This window comes from Romboutsia sp. BSD2780061687b_171204_C1, assembly GCF_015560225.1.
In the GTDB taxonomy this organism is placed as follows: domain Bacteria; phylum Bacillota; class Clostridia; order Peptostreptococcales; family Peptostreptococcaceae; genus Romboutsia_C; species Romboutsia_C hominis.
Genome location: NZ_JADMRK010000003.1, coordinates 261064 through 275978 on the forward strand (window position 1 = coordinate 261064; position 14915 = coordinate 275978).

Annotated in this window: 16 protein-coding genes and 1 riboswitch; of the genes, 13 read left to right on the forward strand and 3 right to left on the reverse strand. The window is 26.6% G+C overall.

What is annotated here, in order from left to right; genetic code table 11:
- Positions 1 to 62: 62 nt before the first annotated feature.
- Entirely contained in the window at positions 63 to 1352 is a 1290-nt protein-coding gene (gene brnQ / locus I2H23_RS09010) for a branched-chain amino acid transport system II carrier protein (protein ID WP_092922927.1), read from the reverse strand.
- 605 nt (positions 1353 to 1957) lie between these two features.
- On the opposite strand from brnQ, the gene I2H23_RS09015 reads away from it, so the two are divergent.
- Both I2H23_RS09015 and hpf read left to right on the forward strand, forming a co-directional pair.
- The gene (locus I2H23_RS09015) at positions 1958 to 3409 is read left to right on the forward strand and encodes a DEAD/DEAH box helicase (protein WP_195237920.1); all 1452 of its coding nucleotides are present in this window, start codon (positions 1958 to 1960) and stop codon (positions 3407 to 3409) included.
- 140 nt (positions 3410 to 3549) lie between these two features.
- Positions 3550 to 4080, forward strand: coding sequence for a ribosome hibernation-promoting factor, HPF/YfiA family (hpf, locus tag I2H23_RS09020; RefSeq protein WP_092922933.1), 531 nt, complete (start codon positions 3550 to 3552; stop codon positions 4078 to 4080).
- Between the two features lie 93 nt (positions 4081 to 4173).
- Here the strand turns inward: hpf and I2H23_RS09025 are convergent, their stop codons facing one another.
- Positions 4174 to 4950, reverse strand: coding sequence for a CPBP family intramembrane glutamic endopeptidase (locus tag I2H23_RS09025; protein ID WP_166504820.1), 777 nt, complete (start codon positions 4948 to 4950; stop codon positions 4174 to 4176).
- 224 nt (positions 4951 to 5174) lie between these two features.
- Positions 5175 to 5286: riboswitch (TPP riboswitch) on the forward strand.
- A 130-nt stretch (positions 5287 to 5416) separates the two neighbouring features.
- Here I2H23_RS09025 and thiS point away from each other — a divergent pair.
- Genes thiS through I2H23_RS09050 form a run of 5 tightly spaced genes read left to right on the forward strand, consistent with a single transcriptional unit; the run spans position 5417 to position 8946 of the window.
- Positions 5417 to 5611 (forward strand): sulfur carrier protein ThiS, encoded by a 195-nt coding sequence (gene thiS / locus I2H23_RS09030; protein WP_166504821.1) that lies wholly within the window; start codon positions 5417 to 5419, stop codon positions 5609 to 5611.
- A 1-nt stretch (position 5612) separates the two neighbouring features.
- Positions 5613 to 6419 (forward strand): sulfur carrier protein ThiS adenylyltransferase ThiF, encoded by an 807-nt coding sequence (thiF, locus tag I2H23_RS09035; RefSeq protein WP_166504822.1) that lies wholly within the window; start codon positions 5613 to 5615, stop codon positions 6417 to 6419.
- A 19-nt stretch (positions 6420 to 6438) separates the two neighbouring features.
- Positions 6439 to 7215 (forward strand): thiazole synthase, encoded by a 777-nt coding sequence (locus I2H23_RS09040; RefSeq protein WP_166504823.1) that lies wholly within the window; start codon positions 6439 to 6441, stop codon positions 7213 to 7215.
- A 1-nt stretch (position 7216) separates the two neighbouring features.
- Positions 7217 to 8320, forward strand: coding sequence for a 2-iminoacetate synthase ThiH (thiH, locus tag I2H23_RS09045; protein ID WP_092922948.1), 1104 nt, complete (start codon positions 7217 to 7219; stop codon positions 8318 to 8320).
- Entirely contained in the window at positions 8320 to 8946 is a 627-nt protein-coding gene (locus tag I2H23_RS09050) for a thiamine phosphate synthase (RefSeq protein WP_195237918.1), read from the forward strand. Before thiH ends, I2H23_RS09050 begins: the two co-directional genes overlap by 1 nt.
- Positions 8947 to 9096: 150 nt before the next feature.
- On the opposite strand, the gene I2H23_RS09055 is transcribed toward I2H23_RS09050, so the two are convergent.
- Positions 9097 to 9921: a MerR family transcriptional regulator gene (locus I2H23_RS09055; protein ID WP_195581525.1), complete on the reverse strand. Its 825-nt coding sequence runs from the start codon at positions 9919 to 9921 to the stop codon at positions 9097 to 9099.
- 362 nt (positions 9922 to 10283) lie between these two features.
- Here I2H23_RS09055 and I2H23_RS09060 point away from each other — a divergent pair, with 362 nt between their 5' ends.
- The 6 genes from I2H23_RS09060 (at position 10284) to I2H23_RS09085 (ending at position 14709) form a co-directional block, all read left to right on the forward strand.
- Positions 10284 to 10484 carry a hypothetical protein gene (locus I2H23_RS09060; protein WP_166504825.1) on the forward strand — a complete coding sequence of 67 codons (201 nt, stop codon included), beginning with the start codon at positions 10284 to 10286 and terminating at the stop codon, positions 10482 to 10484.
- A gap of 33 nt (positions 10485 to 10517) precedes the next feature.
- The gene (locus tag I2H23_RS09065) at positions 10518 to 10706 is read left to right on the forward strand and encodes a hypothetical protein (RefSeq protein ID WP_092922961.1); all 189 of its coding nucleotides are present in this window, start codon (positions 10518 to 10520) and stop codon (positions 10704 to 10706) included.
- A gap of 264 nt (positions 10707 to 10970) precedes the next feature.
- Complete coding sequence (locus I2H23_RS09070; RefSeq protein ID WP_166504826.1) at positions 10971 to 11924, forward strand: ABC transporter permease; 954 nt, start codon at positions 10971 to 10973, stop codon at positions 11922 to 11924.
- The gene (locus tag I2H23_RS09075; RefSeq protein WP_092922967.1) at positions 11914 to 12927 is read left to right on the forward strand and encodes an iron chelate uptake ABC transporter family permease subunit; all 1014 of its coding nucleotides are present in this window, start codon (positions 11914 to 11916) and stop codon (positions 12925 to 12927) included. Before I2H23_RS09070 ends, I2H23_RS09075 begins: the two co-directional genes overlap by 11 nt.
- Positions 12927 to 13682, forward strand: a complete 756-nt coding sequence (locus I2H23_RS09080) for an iron ABC transporter ATP-binding protein (protein ID WP_092922970.1) — start codon at positions 12927 to 12929, stop codon at positions 13680 to 13682. The genes I2H23_RS09075 and I2H23_RS09080 overlap by 1 nt, the downstream gene beginning before the upstream one ends.
- Before the next feature lie 67 nt (positions 13683 to 13749).
- Positions 13750 to 14709 (forward strand): siderophore ABC transporter substrate-binding protein, encoded by a 960-nt coding sequence (locus I2H23_RS09085; protein ID WP_195237916.1) that lies wholly within the window; start codon positions 13750 to 13752, stop codon positions 14707 to 14709.
- Positions 14710 to 14915: the final 206 nt, after the last annotated feature.

Below are 14915 nucleotides of genomic sequence, written 5' to 3' on the forward strand. Positions count from 1 at the left end.
AACCTTCAAACAACTATTAATTATTTGAAGGTTTTTATTAGTTTTTTATATGAATATTTTTATTAAGAAATCTTTGAATTTATACATATACTATTTTCTTTAATTATTAGTTTGCCTAAAAAAGCTCCAATTAGTGCAGGAATAACCCAGTTAAATCCTATATTAGCAAATGGAAGATTGTTAATAAAAGGGATATTTATACCTAGATTACTAAGTACTGTAAGCAAGCTTGTTAATAATGTTGCATAAGCAGCACCCTTAAAAGCAGAATCTCTCTTAAATATTTTTCCAAACAAGCTCATTAGAACTAAAACTATTGAAACAGGATATAACACTGTTAGTATAGGAGCAGCAATAGCTATTATTTTATCTACGCCTAAATTAGAAAATATGGCACTAAATACACATATAAAGGTTACTATGTATTCATATTTTAGTTTTCTATTAGTTACATCTTCGAAATACTTAGCTGTAACAGAAGTTAATCCTATGGAAGTTGTTAAGCAAGCAAATGCAACAACTATACTTAATAATATAGTACCAGTATTTCCTAATAAAAGATTTGTTATATTAACTAGTAATTCTGTCTGAGAAATGCTAGCATCATACACCGTAGAAACTGTAGCTCCAAGATATGCTAGTCCACCATAAACTAGTGTAAGCCCAATACCTGCAATTAAAGATGCTTTTATCGTAAGGCTTATATTTTCTTTCTTATTTCTGTAACCTTTACTTAAGAAAGATGACATAACAAGTGCAGTTATACCACCTAATCCAAGGGCATCCATAGTTTGATAACCTTGAGTTACACCTCTCATAAATAGATTATCAGAAGAAATATTAGTATTTAACTCACCAATAGGAGATAATATCCCCTTGATTATTAAGATCGCTAACGCTGCTAAAAGTATAGGCGTTAAAAATTTACCTATAATATCCATAACCTTACTTGGTTTTATAGTTAATATAAACACTAGTGTAAAGAATAAAATTGAAAATATTATTGGATTAAATGAGTTATTTAGAGGAAGTATACTCATTTCAAATGTAGTTGCACCAGTTCTAGGAACTACTAATATTGGACCTAAGCACAACATCATTATTACTTCTAAAGTAAGCCCAAATCTTTTGCCAGCTTTTCCAATAACATCTTGGAATGAACCAGCCTTTGCTATTGCATTGATAGAAAGTAGTATTATACCAACATCTGCAATTATAAACCCTAAGAAACTCATTAGCCAATTGCTACCAGAGGTAACACCTATGTATGGTGGGAAAATCAAATTACCTGCTCCAAAGAACATTGAAAATAGTGCGAAACCAATAACAATAATATCAATATTTTTTTTCATAATAACACCTCTTTTTTTATTTTATATATAAAAAAGCCACATAGTATGTACCATGTGACTTTTATTTTGCCTAGGATAAATAAAAAAGCCACATAGTATTATCTATGTGGCTTTACATAACAAGTTAGCTTTCACCATCATAGATACAAACAAGTACCAGTTTGTATCTACGATTAATCTATCGTTCATAAATACAAACCAACTACAATAGCCAAAAGCTAAAATAAGATATATTTAATTGTTTATTGTTAGTTAGATTTGTATTAATTATCATATTTATATTCTCCTAAAAAATTTATATTTAAATTGATTATATATAGTTAAAGGGAATATGTCAATAATATTTTTCAGAAAATTTATACAAATTATTTTATAATTAAAGTAAAAAATATTTTATAAATATGCAGTAAATTATAAAGGCTTAAGTAATAGCAATTATAGAAAAAATAAAAATTTAGTGTATATTAGTTAAATGCTAATATAAAAGTAATAAAATAAAAAGACAATCATAATACAATAAAACATTGAAATAAAATAAACATATTAGCCATATTCTATGATGGTTAATAAAACAATAATAGTAAAATTAGATAAGGTGGAATTAAATGAATAATAAATTTGAGAGTTTAAAATTAAATAAAGATATATTAAAAGCATTGTATAATTTAGGCTATAATTCACCATCGAAAGTTCAGAGTGAAGTTATACCAAGGTTATTAAGATATGAAAATATAATAGTCAAATCAAAAACTGGGAGTGGAAAAACTGCGAGCTTTGCTATACCAATATGTGAAACAGTAGAAGTGGATAATAACAATCTTCAAGCACTAATAGTTGTACCCACTAGAGAGTTAGCACTTCAAGTAAAAGAAGAGATATCTAATATAGGTAGATTGAAGAAAATAAGATGTAGTGCTATATTTGGAAAACAACCTATGAAAGATCAAATAAAGGAGTTAAAGCAAAGAGTTCATATTGTAGTAGCAACTCCAGGAAGAATAATTGATCATATAAGTAGGGGTACAATTAACCTTGAAAGTATAAGATATTTTATAATTGATGAAGCAGATAAAATGCTTAAAAAAGGGTTTGTAGAAGATATGGAGTTTATATTTAATAGTATACCTAAAAATAGCATTAAAGGACTATTCTCAGCGACTATAGATAAAGATATAAAAAATATTTGCTTAGAATATATGAAAGATGCAGAAATGGTAGAAGTAAAAAATGAAAATTTATTAAATAATAAACAAATATCAGAAAAGACAGTCAAAGTAGAGGATAAAAAAAAGTATGATACTTTAAAAAATATAATATATTCTCAGGCTCCAGTATCAGTTATGATATTTTGCAATACAAAAGAAACTGTTACAAAACTTTATAAAAATTTAAAGGAAGATAGGTTTTTAGTAACAGAACTTCATGGTGATATGTCTCAAGACAAAAGAAATTTTACGATAAAAGATTTTAAAAATGGTAAGTTTAATATACTAGTAAGTACAGATGTAGCTGGTAGAGGTATACATATAGATGACATATCTTTAGTTATAAATTTTAATGTGCCTAGAGATAAAGAAAACTATATACATAGAATAGGTAGGACAGGTAGAAAAAAAAGCTTTGGAAAATCTATAACTATGGTAAATCAAAAAGATGAAAAGTATATGGAAGAAATAGAACATTATATTGGATATAAAATAGAAGATCTAGATGACATAAAAAAAGAAGATATTGCTTTAGGAAAAGCTAAGTTTGAAGAAAATAATAAAAAAGTTTTAAAAAATAGAAAAAATAGAAATGAAGAAAAAAAGGTTCACAGTGAAGTAACGAGACTATACCTAAATGCTGGAAAGAAAAAGAAAATAAGAGTTATAGATATTGTTGGAGCTCTTAATAGTATAGAGGGAATAAATAATGAAGATATAGGTGTAATAGAGGTACAAGACCTTTGTTCTTATGTAGATATATTAAATCACAAAGGTGAAATTATATTAAAGAAGTATAAAGAGATTAGTGTAAAAAAGAAGATGGTAAAAATAAAAAAAGATAGTAGATAAAAAACCCCCTTAACTTCTATAATACACCAAAAAAATATATAATAATAGCCTTAAAATGTAATTGTTTTCCTGTTATTATTTAAATATACAAGATAACTTGTATATTTAAAAATGTAGTCCAGATACAGGAGGTACATACTATGAGCGTAAAAATAATTTCAAAGCATGTAAAAGTTACAGAGGCAATAAGAGAAAAAATTGAAAGTAAGTTTGAAAAGCTAGAAAAATATATTAATGATGATTTTGATGTACATGTTAAAATAGATGTAAAGAGAAAAAATCAAAGTATTGAAGCGACAGTATATACTAAACATGGAACTATCGTTAGAGCTGAAGAATGCCAAGAAGATTTATATTCAGCAATAGACTTATTATATGATAAGCTTTATAAACAGCTTAGAAAATACAAAACACAAATGATAAGAAGAAATAGAAAAAATGAAAGTATAAGATTTGATAATATAGAGGAATATGAAGAAATAGATTTAGATGACGATGTAATAAAAAGAAGAAAGAAATTTAAAATGGACAAGCCAATAACTCCAGAAGATGCAATTGTTCAAATGAATTTATTAGGACATCAATTCTTTTTATTTAGAAATATAGAGACAAATAAAACAAGTATTATATATAAAAGACATGATGGATATGGCCTTATAGAACAAGTGTAATACCATAAACATTTAATAATAAAAAACGTATTGAAAATTTCAATACGTTTTTTATTATTAAAAAATAGCTTATTATTATTAATATAACTTGAATTATTTAGATTTTAGTTTTATACATTTTTTTGATATATAAAATATAATAAAACCAGCTAGACAAGTTGCTAGAGCTATAATTATATGTAAATCCACATCATACTCAAATACATAAGAACAAGCATTATCTAAAGCATGAAATAATATACAAAGCCAAATGCTATTAGTTTCCATGTATATGTAAGTAAGTACAAAAGAAGAAGCAATACAACTAAGAGCAAATGGAATAAAACTAGTATGTTGTTGTGGTGTACCAACTACAAACCATAAAGGTAGATGCCATAAGGACCAAATAATACCTATTATTAGAGAACTTTTAAAAGGAGAATATTTCTTTAGTAATTTAGGAAGTAAAAAACCTCTCCATCCTATTTCCTCTAATCCTCCCCCAAATATCATTATAGGAGTTAACCAACTTAAAAATATTAATGGGGATTTTAGTAAGGCACCATAGCCTCTAAACATTTCAACTACTATATATGGAACGGTCCAAAGTATTAAAGCGGCGATAATAACATATAAATATTCCTTTAGACTCCTGTTTGCATTTACACAGTTCCTTAAAAATCTATCAAATTCATCTTTAGACAAAAACTTTTTAGCGGTAATTAATCCAGCTAAAGCAGGAGAATACCCTGAAAGTGCATAAAATAACATAAAAATAGGAGAACCATATATTAAAATATTGAGTTGTGTTGTAGATATAGTTACTGTAAATCCAATTATACAAAAAAGTATTAGTACTATAAAAAAGTACTTTGTATCTTTTGAAATCAATTTTTTTCGCCTCCGAATTTTTTATAAGAATTAATTTATAGAATAATTCAAAGTATATTGAAATTATTGAATAACTATATAATTATTATACATAAGAAATCTAACTAATTTAATAGGGAAATTAAATAAAATTCGTATAATAAATATATATATATAGTTTATTTATAAACTAATAATTTGTTGATTATGAAAATACATTGTGCTACACTCAACTTGTAAAAATAAATAAAAGCTAGGGGAGCTATGATTGGATAGCTGAGAAGTAAAGCCATAACTTTCAGACTCTAAGAACCTGATTAAGATAATTCTTACGTAGGGAAGCTCGTATATTTTAATGTACCTAGATTTTTAGTTAAATAAGGCGCTCTCTATAAAAAGAGAGTGCTTTTTTAATGCTATTAAAGTTAAATTTATATAATTATTTTTATATCTTATAAAAGATAATCCTTAAAAGGAGGAAATGTAAGTGAAGGTAAATGGGGAAGAGTTTGAATTTAAATCAGATATGACAATATCAAAGTTATTAGAAGATATTGGAGTAAAAAAAGATAGCGTAGTAGTAGAGATAAATTTAAACATAATTGAAAATAATCAATACGATAGCTATATACTAAGAGAAGAAGATGTTATAGAAGTCATAAGGTTTGTTGGAGGGGGATAAGATGCAACTTTTTATAAATGAGCTACTTGTAAATATTGATGAAGATATAGTTACAGTAGATAAAGTTAAAGAAAAATATAAAAAAGATGCAGATATAATAATACTAAATGGTCATCCAGTAGATGCATATGTAGATTTAGAATTATATGAAAATGATAGAGTTACATTAATAAAAAGGGGTGAAATTCCAAAATTTGAAGAATTAGAAAATCTTATGGTTAGCAGACATACTCCAAATGTTCACTACAAATTAAAAAATGGAAAAGTAGCAATATTAGGTATTGGTGGATTGGGTTCAAATATAGCTATATCTTTAGCTAGAATAGGCGTAGGAACATTAATACTAGCAGACTTTGATATAGTAGAACCATCTAATTTAAATAGACAACAATATTTTATAAATGATATAGGAAAATATAAAACCGAGGCACTTAAAAATAATATAGAAAATATTAATCCATTTATAGAAGTTGAAACTATAAACAAAATAATAGATTCATCAAATATACATGAATTTGGGAACGTAGATATAATAATAGAGGCTTTTGATAATCCAAAGTACAAAGCAGAAATTGCAAATAACATTTTAACTAAAATGAGAGATAAATATTTAATATCCTCATCTGGAGTGGCAGGATATTATGATTCTAACATAATAAAAACAAGAAAAATCAGAGATAAATTTTACATATGTGGAGATGAGATAAATGAAGCTAAAGAAGGTGATGGGCTTATGGCACCAAGGGTGGCTATATGTGCTAATCACATGGCTAATTTAGCAACAAAAATATTGATAGAAGACAAATAAGATTATGTGGGGGATAAAAATGGATAAATTAATATTAAACGGACATGAGTTTAATAGTAGACTTTTAATAGGAACGGGAAAATATAGTTCAAATGATATGTTACCAAGAGTAATAGAGTCAAGTAACAGTGAAATAATAACTATGGCACTAAGAAGAGTAGACTTAGACAATACAGAAGAAAATATACTATCACATATACCTAGCAATATGACAATACTTCCTAATACATCAGGAGCGACTAATCATATGGAAGCTGTTAGGATAGCAAGAATAGCTAGAAAAATGGGATGTGGAAACTTTATAAAAATAGAAGTAATAAGTGATACAAAATACTTATTACCCGATAATGAAGAAACTATAAAAGCAACTAAAATACTTGCTGATGAAGGATTTGTAGTTCTTCCATATATGAGTCCAGATCTATATGCAGGCAAAAGGCTAATAGAAGCAGGGGCAGCAGCAGTTATGCCACTTGGGGCACCAATAGGTTCTAATAGAGGGCTTAAAATGAAAGAAATGATAAAAATAATGATAGAAGAATTAGATATACCAATAATAGTAGATGCAGGAATTGGAAAACCATCTCAGGCTATGGAAGCTATGGAAATGGGGGCAGCAGCAGTACTTGTAAACACTGCAATAGCTAGTGCAGGCGACCCTATAAAAATGGCGAATGCTTTCAAATTAGCAGTTGAAGGTGGAAGAGAAGCATATTTAGCTAAAACAGGAAGAGTAAGCAATTTTGCAAATGCATCTTCACCTCTTACTGGATTTTTAAGTGAAGTAGGTGTTTAATTTGAGTTTTTATAATGTTATAGAAAAGTATAAAGATATTGATATAGATAAATATCTAGAAAATGTATCAAATTATGATGTTTTAAGAAGTTTAGAAAAGGATAATTTAGATGAATATGATTTATTAAATTTATTATCTAAAAAAGCCACTAAATACCTGGAAGAAATGGCACAAAAAGCACACGAGATAACTAATAGATATTTTGGAAAGACTATACTTTTGTATACTCCTATGTATATAGCAAACTATTGTGTAAATAAATGTCTATACTGTGGATATAATATAGATTCTGGAATAAGTAGAAAAAAGCTCAACATTAATGAAATTAAAATAGAAGGAAATGAAATATCTAAAGAGGGATTTAAGCATTTGTTGCTTTTAACTGGAGAAAGTAAGATTCATTCAGACGTAGAGTATATAGGTGAAGCTGTAGAAGTTCTTAAAGATAAATTTCCATCTATTACAATAGAAGTTTATCCAATGGATGAAGAAGAGTATAAATATTTAGTAGATAAAGGCGTTGAAGGGCTTACTGTATACCAAGAAGTATATGATGAAAATATTTATAAAGAGGTACATTTAAAAGGTCCAAAATCTAATTATAAATATAGATTAGACTCACCAGAAAGAGGAATAAAAGCTGGAATGAGAAGTGTATCAATAGGTTCGTTACTTGGTCTTAATGATTTTAGAAAAGAAACTTTTTTTACATTAATGCATGGAAGATATTTAAGAAAAAAATATCCACATGTAGACGTTTCATACTCAATACCTAGAATAAGACCATTTAAGGGATGTTATGAAAAAATAATTGATATCAATGATAATGATTTAGTACAAGCTATGGTTGTTATGAGATTATTTGATAATCAAGGTGGTATAAATTTATCGACTAGAGAAAGCTTATCATTGCGAAGAAATTTAATACCTTTGGGAGTTACAAAATTAAGTGCAGGTGTATCAACAAATGTAGGAGGGCATTCTCAAAATAGTAAAGATACATCTCAATTTAAAATTAGTGATGAAAGTAGTGTTAGTGATATAAAAGCCATGTTAAAAGATATTGGATACCAACAAATATTTAAAGATTGGGAAAGGTTTTAATGTATCTAATAACGAATAGGCATCTATGCAAATATGATAGGTATATTGAAGTTATAAAAGAAGCATCTTATTGTGGCGTTAAAAATATAATACTAAGAGAAAAAGATCTGAGTAATGATGAGCTAGAAAATTTATATCTTAAGATTAAAAAAAATATAAATAAAGATACTAAGATAATAATAAATAGCAATATAGAAGTATTTAAAAGAGTTGATGCCGACGGTATACATTTACCATTTGATAAGTTTATAGATATTTATGATGAAAAAAATAAAAAAGATACAAATGAGTATATAGATATCAAAAACTTTAATAAAATATTAGGAGTATCAACTCATAGTATAAAAGATATAGTAGAAGTACTAAAAAGAAATGCAGATTATATATTTTTATCACACATATATGAAACTAAATGTAAGGAAAACTTAAAACCTAAAGGAATTGAAATATTAAAAGAGGCCAATTCTTTACTTATTAATTCAAATATAAATTTAATTGCATTAGGTGGAATAACACCTAGCAATGTCAAATACATAGTAGATTATTGTGATGATATAGCTGTTATGTCTAACCTAATGAGTAGTAAAAATATAAAAAAAACAATAAATGAATATAATATAGATTAAAAGTTAGCGTCTAAAATAATTTTTATTATTTTAGACGCTAACTTTTATTATAAATAGGTATTTTTATGTATTTTACTATTTAAAATAGTTACAATCTTTGATCTAGTAAAGGATTAGAATTTAAAGTTAATACCATTTAAATCATGAGTTTTATTTAGATAAATTAACTTTTATTGAGATTTTTATTACATAATCATCATATTCTTGAACTGCTAAATCATCAAGTATTATATCTTCATAGAAATGACCTTGAACAGATAGATTATTTTCTTCTATAAACTTTAAAATCTTATTATAAGTAATGCTAGTGTTATAATAACTACCCCTATGATATGCAACAATGTACAATCCCTTAGCTTTAGTAAAATTAGAATATTCTTTATTAGGAAGTTTATTATATATATATTTATAATCTAAGTAATTACCATTAGCTATATCACTGTATTCAAGCATTTCACCTAAAAAATGGGGGTAAGCTATACCTCTATCTTCACAACGACCTATATGAGCAGAAAAAGCCTCATAAACTTCTTTATCTGTAGAACAATTAAAAACTTTTGAAATAAATATGTATTCTTCTTGTAATGGTAAAATGCTGACTTTATCTGTATAATTATTAATAAAATCTTTGGAGTATTCAATTTTTCTATCAATAAAGAGTTTTATCTGGTTTAACTTATCTATTTTATTGATTACATTTATACGTTCCTTTTCTAGTAAATTAATTAATTCATTGGGATTTCTCTTACTTAAGTATTCTTTTATTTCTTTTAAAGGCATACCAATATCCTTTAGCATTGTTATAGCTCCAAACGTTTCTATTTGTTGATAAGAATAATATCTATAATTATTATCTCCTTTTATTTCAGGAGAAAAAATTCCAACTTGATCGTAATGATAAAGAGTTTGCTTACTAGTTTTGCAAAGCTTAACAAATTCTCCAGTAGTAAAATGTATATTCTTATTAATTTTCATATAAAACACTCCAGATAATATAATAGTTTAATTATAAATATAACACAAAATGTTTAAGATTAAACTAATTAGCATTAATTTATGATAGTCTCCAATTCAAAAGTAAATACTATAAAAATAATAAAATTTTTATAATAGGAAGATATGGAAAGTGTAAGGGAAGTTTTAACAAATGGAAATTTTACTTATTAGTAAAAATTAAATTAAAATTTTTTAAGGAAAATATAAGTATTTTATATCCACAAATGGATATTAATTAAAAAAAAGAAGATAAGTAGATTTTATTGCAAAAATTATGGTGTATTTGATTTTGTATAATGAACAAACTAATGTTAAATAGATTATAAAAAGGAGTGAAGGTAGTGGAAGATAATAATTCTTTTATGGATGGATTAAGAAATTTGGGAAAGCAACTACTTTACACAGAAAGTGAGAATACAAATACTGATAGAGAGAATATAACAGAAATAAACAGTAATGGGAATAAAAGATGTATAACTAGAGCAGGCGCAGGGCCTAAAAGTCATAATAGAGTAGGTAACCCAAATAATAAATTTAGATAAATAATAAAATAATATCATTATGGAGGTAGTAATATGAAAAAAGGATTAATACCAGTAGCTTTAGGAACAGTAGTAACAGCAACAGGATTGATGTTAGATGCTAAGCAAAATAAAAAAGAGAAGTTCAATAGAAAAGATTATAAAAATATGGCAGGTGCACTTCTAGTGGGAGCAGGAGTTGCTCATATTGCCTTAGGTGGAATAGACATAGCTAAATATTAAAATAAGAGGAGATTATTCATTCTCCTCTTATTTTATATTATATTTAGAAATCACTATTATTAGGTGCTTGTCATATAAATGAAAACAAGTCGTTAATATATGTAAGAGCTTATTTTTGTTTTTGAAGATAAAAATTTAAATTAATAATTATTAATAAATAAAAAAATATTGACAATGATAATAATTATCAATACAATAAAAGTAAGTTGAAAATTAATTTCAAGAGATATGTATTTTCATATAAGGTTATAGCTAGGAGGAAAGATGAAGAAAAGATACTTAGGAATAATATTGATAATATTATCTGCAATATCAGTATTTTTAGGAGTACATAACATAAAGATAGTAGATATATTAACTTTAAATGAAGAACAATTAAATATTTTATTAATAAGCAGATTGCCTAGATTAATAAGTATATTAGTTGCAGGAATAGGAATGAGTATATGTGGTCTTATAATGCAACAAATAAGTAGAAATAAATTTGTATCTCCAACAACAGGAGCTACTATTGATTCAGCTCAATTAGGACTGATATTTGCGATGCTAATTCTACCAAATGCAACTATGGGTAGCAAAATGATAACATCTTTTGTATTTGCTCTTGGTGGGACCTTTATATTCATGAAAATATTAAAAAGTTTAAAGTTTAAAAATGCTGTGTTTGTACCGTTAGTTGGTATAATGTTTGGAAATATAATAGGTTCAATGACGACTTTTATAGCATATAAATATGATTTAATGCAAGATATAACTTCTTGGATGCAAGGAAATTTCTCTATGATACTTAAAGGAAACTATGAAATATTATACATAACAATACCAATGATAATACTTGCATATATTTATGCAAATAAATTTACTATAGCTGGTATGGGTGAAGATTTTGCGACAAACCTAGGACTTAATTACAATAAAGTTGTGAACTTAGGGTTAATTATCGTAGCAATAGTTACAGTATGTGTAGTAACAACAGTAGGAAGTATACCTTTTATAGGATTAATAGTACCAAATATAGTATCAATTTATAAAGGTGATAATGTAAAAGATAGTATATGGCATACAGGGTTATTTGGAGCAATATTTGTGTTAACATGTGATATATTCTCAAGGATTGTAATATATCCTTATGAAATACCAATAGGATTAACAGTTGGTGTTATAGGAAGTATAGTTTTCCTTTATATGATATTAAGGAGGAAGTCATATGCAAGTTAGTAGTGTAAATAAATTACCTAGTAAAAATATAAATATTAGATTACAAAAAGAAAACAGGCAAAAAAGAATTATATATTTAATAGGATTAATGGTTATTGCATTTTCAGCACTATTCTTAATAGCAGGGGTAAATCCAGAACATATAGATTATGCTATGAGCCAAAGAATACCTAAGTTAATAGCAATAGTATTAACAGGTGGATGTATAGCTTTTTCATCCATGATTTTTCAAACCATAACTAATAATAATATACTTACACCAAGTGTATTAGGTTTAGATTCTTTATACATATTAGTTCAGACGCTTATAGTATTTATTGTTGGAATAGATAGCAAATTTATAGCAAGTAAAAGTCATAACTTTTTATTATCAGTAGTAATAATGGTTGTAGCATCTTTTGTTTTATATAAGAAACTTTTTGAAAAAAGTGGGAATAATATATTTTTCTTACTTCTTGTAGGGATGATATTTGGAACTTTGTTTAAAAGTATGTCTACTTTCATGCAAGTTGTAATAGACCCAAATGAGTATGCTACTCTTCAAAATAGCCTACATGCAAGTTTTGGGAATGTAAATACAGAAATACTTTTAATAGCATCCATAATTTTAATAGCAATAATACCATTTATATATGATGAACTTAAGTATTTAGATGTATTATGTTTAGGTAAAGATAATGCCATAAATTTAGGTGTGGATTATGATAAAGTTGTTAAAAAGATGATAATAGTAGTATCTATATTAGTATCAATATCTACAGCTTTAGTAGGTCCAATAACTTTCTTAGGACTATTAGTAGTAAATATAACAAAGCAACTGCTAAGCACATATAAGCACAGTTACTTAATAGTAGCATCGATTCTTATAAGTATATCAACATTAGTTGGTGGTCAATTCTTAGTAGAAAGAGTATTTAGCTTTAATACAACTCTAAGTGTAATTATAAACTTTGTAGGGGGAGTATATTTTATATACTTATTGCTAAAGGAGAGTAAAGCATAATGATAGTAGTAAAAGATATAATAAAAAAATATTCAAATAAGTCAGTAGTTGACAATGTTTCAATAAATATAGAAAAAGGAAAAATAACATCCTTTATAGGCCCAAATGGAGCTGGAAAAAGTACTGCCCTATCTATAATAACTAGGTTAATGAAAAAAGATGGTGGAGAAGTTATTATAGATGGAAAGAGATTAGAAGATTGGGATAATAAAGAATTATCTACTAAAATAGCTATATTAAAACAATCTAATCATATAAATCTAAAGCTTACAATAAGAGAGCTTGTTGCCTTTGGAAGGTTTCCACATAGTCAAGGAAGGCTTACAGAAGAAGATAATAAATATATAGATGAAGCAATAGAATATATGAAGCTTAAAAGTATAGAAGATAGATACTTAGATGAATTAAGTGGAGGACAAAGACAAAGAGCTTACATAGCAATGGTTATAGCTCAAAATACGGAATATGTATTTTTAGATGAACCACTTAATAATTTAGACATGAAGCACTCAGTTGAAATGATGAGGGTACTTAGAAATTTATGTGATGAGCTAGGAAAGACTGTAATTTTAGTTATGCATGATATAAATTATACATCTTGCTATTCAGATTATATAGTAGCACTTAAAGATGGAAAAATAGCAAAGCATGGAAAGACTGATGAGATAATAAATAAGGAAGTATTAGAAGCAATATATGAGATGAAATTTGATATTCAAGAGATAAATGGAGATAAAATTTGTATTTATTTCTAAAAAATTTAAGGTTTTAATGATAAAGATAATCAATATAAAATAATAGAAATTATTAGGAGGACTTATTATGAATAAAAAAGTAGCAGCTATATCAGGTTTGGTTATAGCAGGATTAATAGGAGGGGCATTAGTATTTTCAAATAAAGGAGATAAAGAAGTTGCATCTAAAGCAGATGAAACAGTTAAGGTAGAGCATGCCTTAGGAACTACGGAGGTAGGAGTTAATCCTAAGAGAGTGGTAGTGTTTGACTATGCAGCATTAGATGTAATGCAAAGTTTAGGTATAGATGGTGTAGTAGGAACTCCGCAATCATCTTCGATACCAGAATATTTAAGCGAATACAAAGGGTCTAAGTATGGAAATGTTGGAGGCTTAAAAGAACCAAATTTAGAAAAGGTAAATGAACTTAAGCCAGATTTAATAATAATAAATGGAAGACAACATAGTTTCTATGATAAGTTTACGGAAATAGCACCAACTATATCATTATCAAAAGAAGATGGGAAGTACATGGAATCTTTTACTCACAATATGGAGGTTATAGGAGATATATTTGATAAAGAAGATAAGGTAGATGCTGAGTTAGCTAAGATAAATAAAAAAGTAGAAGAAATAAATAAGAAAGTAACAGAAAAAGATTTAGATGCAACAACTTTAATGGTTAGTGATGGATCATTAAGTGTACTTGGATCAGAATCAAGATTTGGGATAATATATAAGAGTTTAGGATTTAAAGAGACAGATGAGAATGTGAAAAATTCTGATCATGGACAAGATGTTTCATTTGAATATATAGCAAGTCAAGATTCAGATTATATATTTGTTGTTGATAAGTCAGTTATATCTAGTGATGAAGGTCAAAAGCCAGCACAGGAAATATTAAATAATGAATTAATAAATAATACTAGGGCAGCTAAAGATGGAAATATAGTTTATTTAGATACTCATTCATGGTATTTAAGTGATGGTGGAATAATATCTACAAATACTATGCTAGATGAGGTAGATGAAGCAATAAGCAAATAATAATTCACGTATAATACAAATAAATGTAACTTACTAAAAGTTGTATGAGGATGGGTTTAATTCTTATACAACTTTTGTTCTTTAGTAACTATTATACAAGTTATATTATTTGTAAGAATAATATAGATATCATTTACTTATAGATAAATTAGAAATATAATTATGTGGAGTGCATAAAATCTTTGAAATATAAAATGGTTTTAAAA

What these genes read in the sequence shown, in the direction of transcription:
- I2H23_RS09080 (WP_092922970.1), top strand. Translation starts at nt 12,927, where the DNA reads ATGATAGTAGTAAAAGATATAATAAAAAAATATTCAAATAAGTCAGTA.
- brnQ (WP_092922927.1), bottom strand. Translation starts at nt 1,352, where the DNA reads ATGAAAAAAAATATTGATATTATTGTTATTGGTTTCGCACTATTTTCA.
- thiF (WP_166504822.1), top strand. Translation starts at nt 5,613, where the DNA reads ATGCAACTTTTTATAAATGAGCTACTTGTAAATATTGATGAAGATATA.
- hpf (WP_092922933.1), top strand. Translation starts at nt 3,550, where the DNA reads ATGAGCGTAAAAATAATTTCAAAGCATGTAAAAGTTACAGAGGCAATA.
- I2H23_RS09075 (WP_092922967.1), top strand. Translation starts at nt 11,914, where the DNA reads ATGCAAGTTAGTAGTGTAAATAAATTACCTAGTAAAAATATAAATATT.
- I2H23_RS09050 (WP_195237918.1), top strand. Translation starts at nt 8,320, where the DNA reads ATGTATCTAATAACGAATAGGCATCTATGCAAATATGATAGGTATATT.
- I2H23_RS09055 (WP_195581525.1), bottom strand. Translation starts at nt 9,921, where the DNA reads ATGAAAATTAATAAGAATATACATTTTACTACTGGAGAATTTGTTAAG.
- I2H23_RS09040 (WP_166504823.1), top strand. Translation starts at nt 6,439, where the DNA reads ATGGATAAATTAATATTAAACGGACATGAGTTTAATAGTAGACTTTTA.
- I2H23_RS09085 (WP_195237916.1), top strand. Translation starts at nt 13,750, where the DNA reads ATGAATAAAAAAGTAGCAGCTATATCAGGTTTGGTTATAGCAGGATTA.
- I2H23_RS09065 (WP_092922961.1), top strand. Translation starts at nt 10,518, where the DNA reads ATGAAAAAAGGATTAATACCAGTAGCTTTAGGAACAGTAGTAACAGCA.
- I2H23_RS09015 (WP_195237920.1), top strand. Translation starts at nt 1,958, where the DNA reads ATGAATAATAAATTTGAGAGTTTAAAATTAAATAAAGATATATTAAAA.
- I2H23_RS09070 (WP_166504826.1), top strand. Translation starts at nt 10,971, where the DNA reads ATGAAGAAAAGATACTTAGGAATAATATTGATAATATTATCTGCAATA.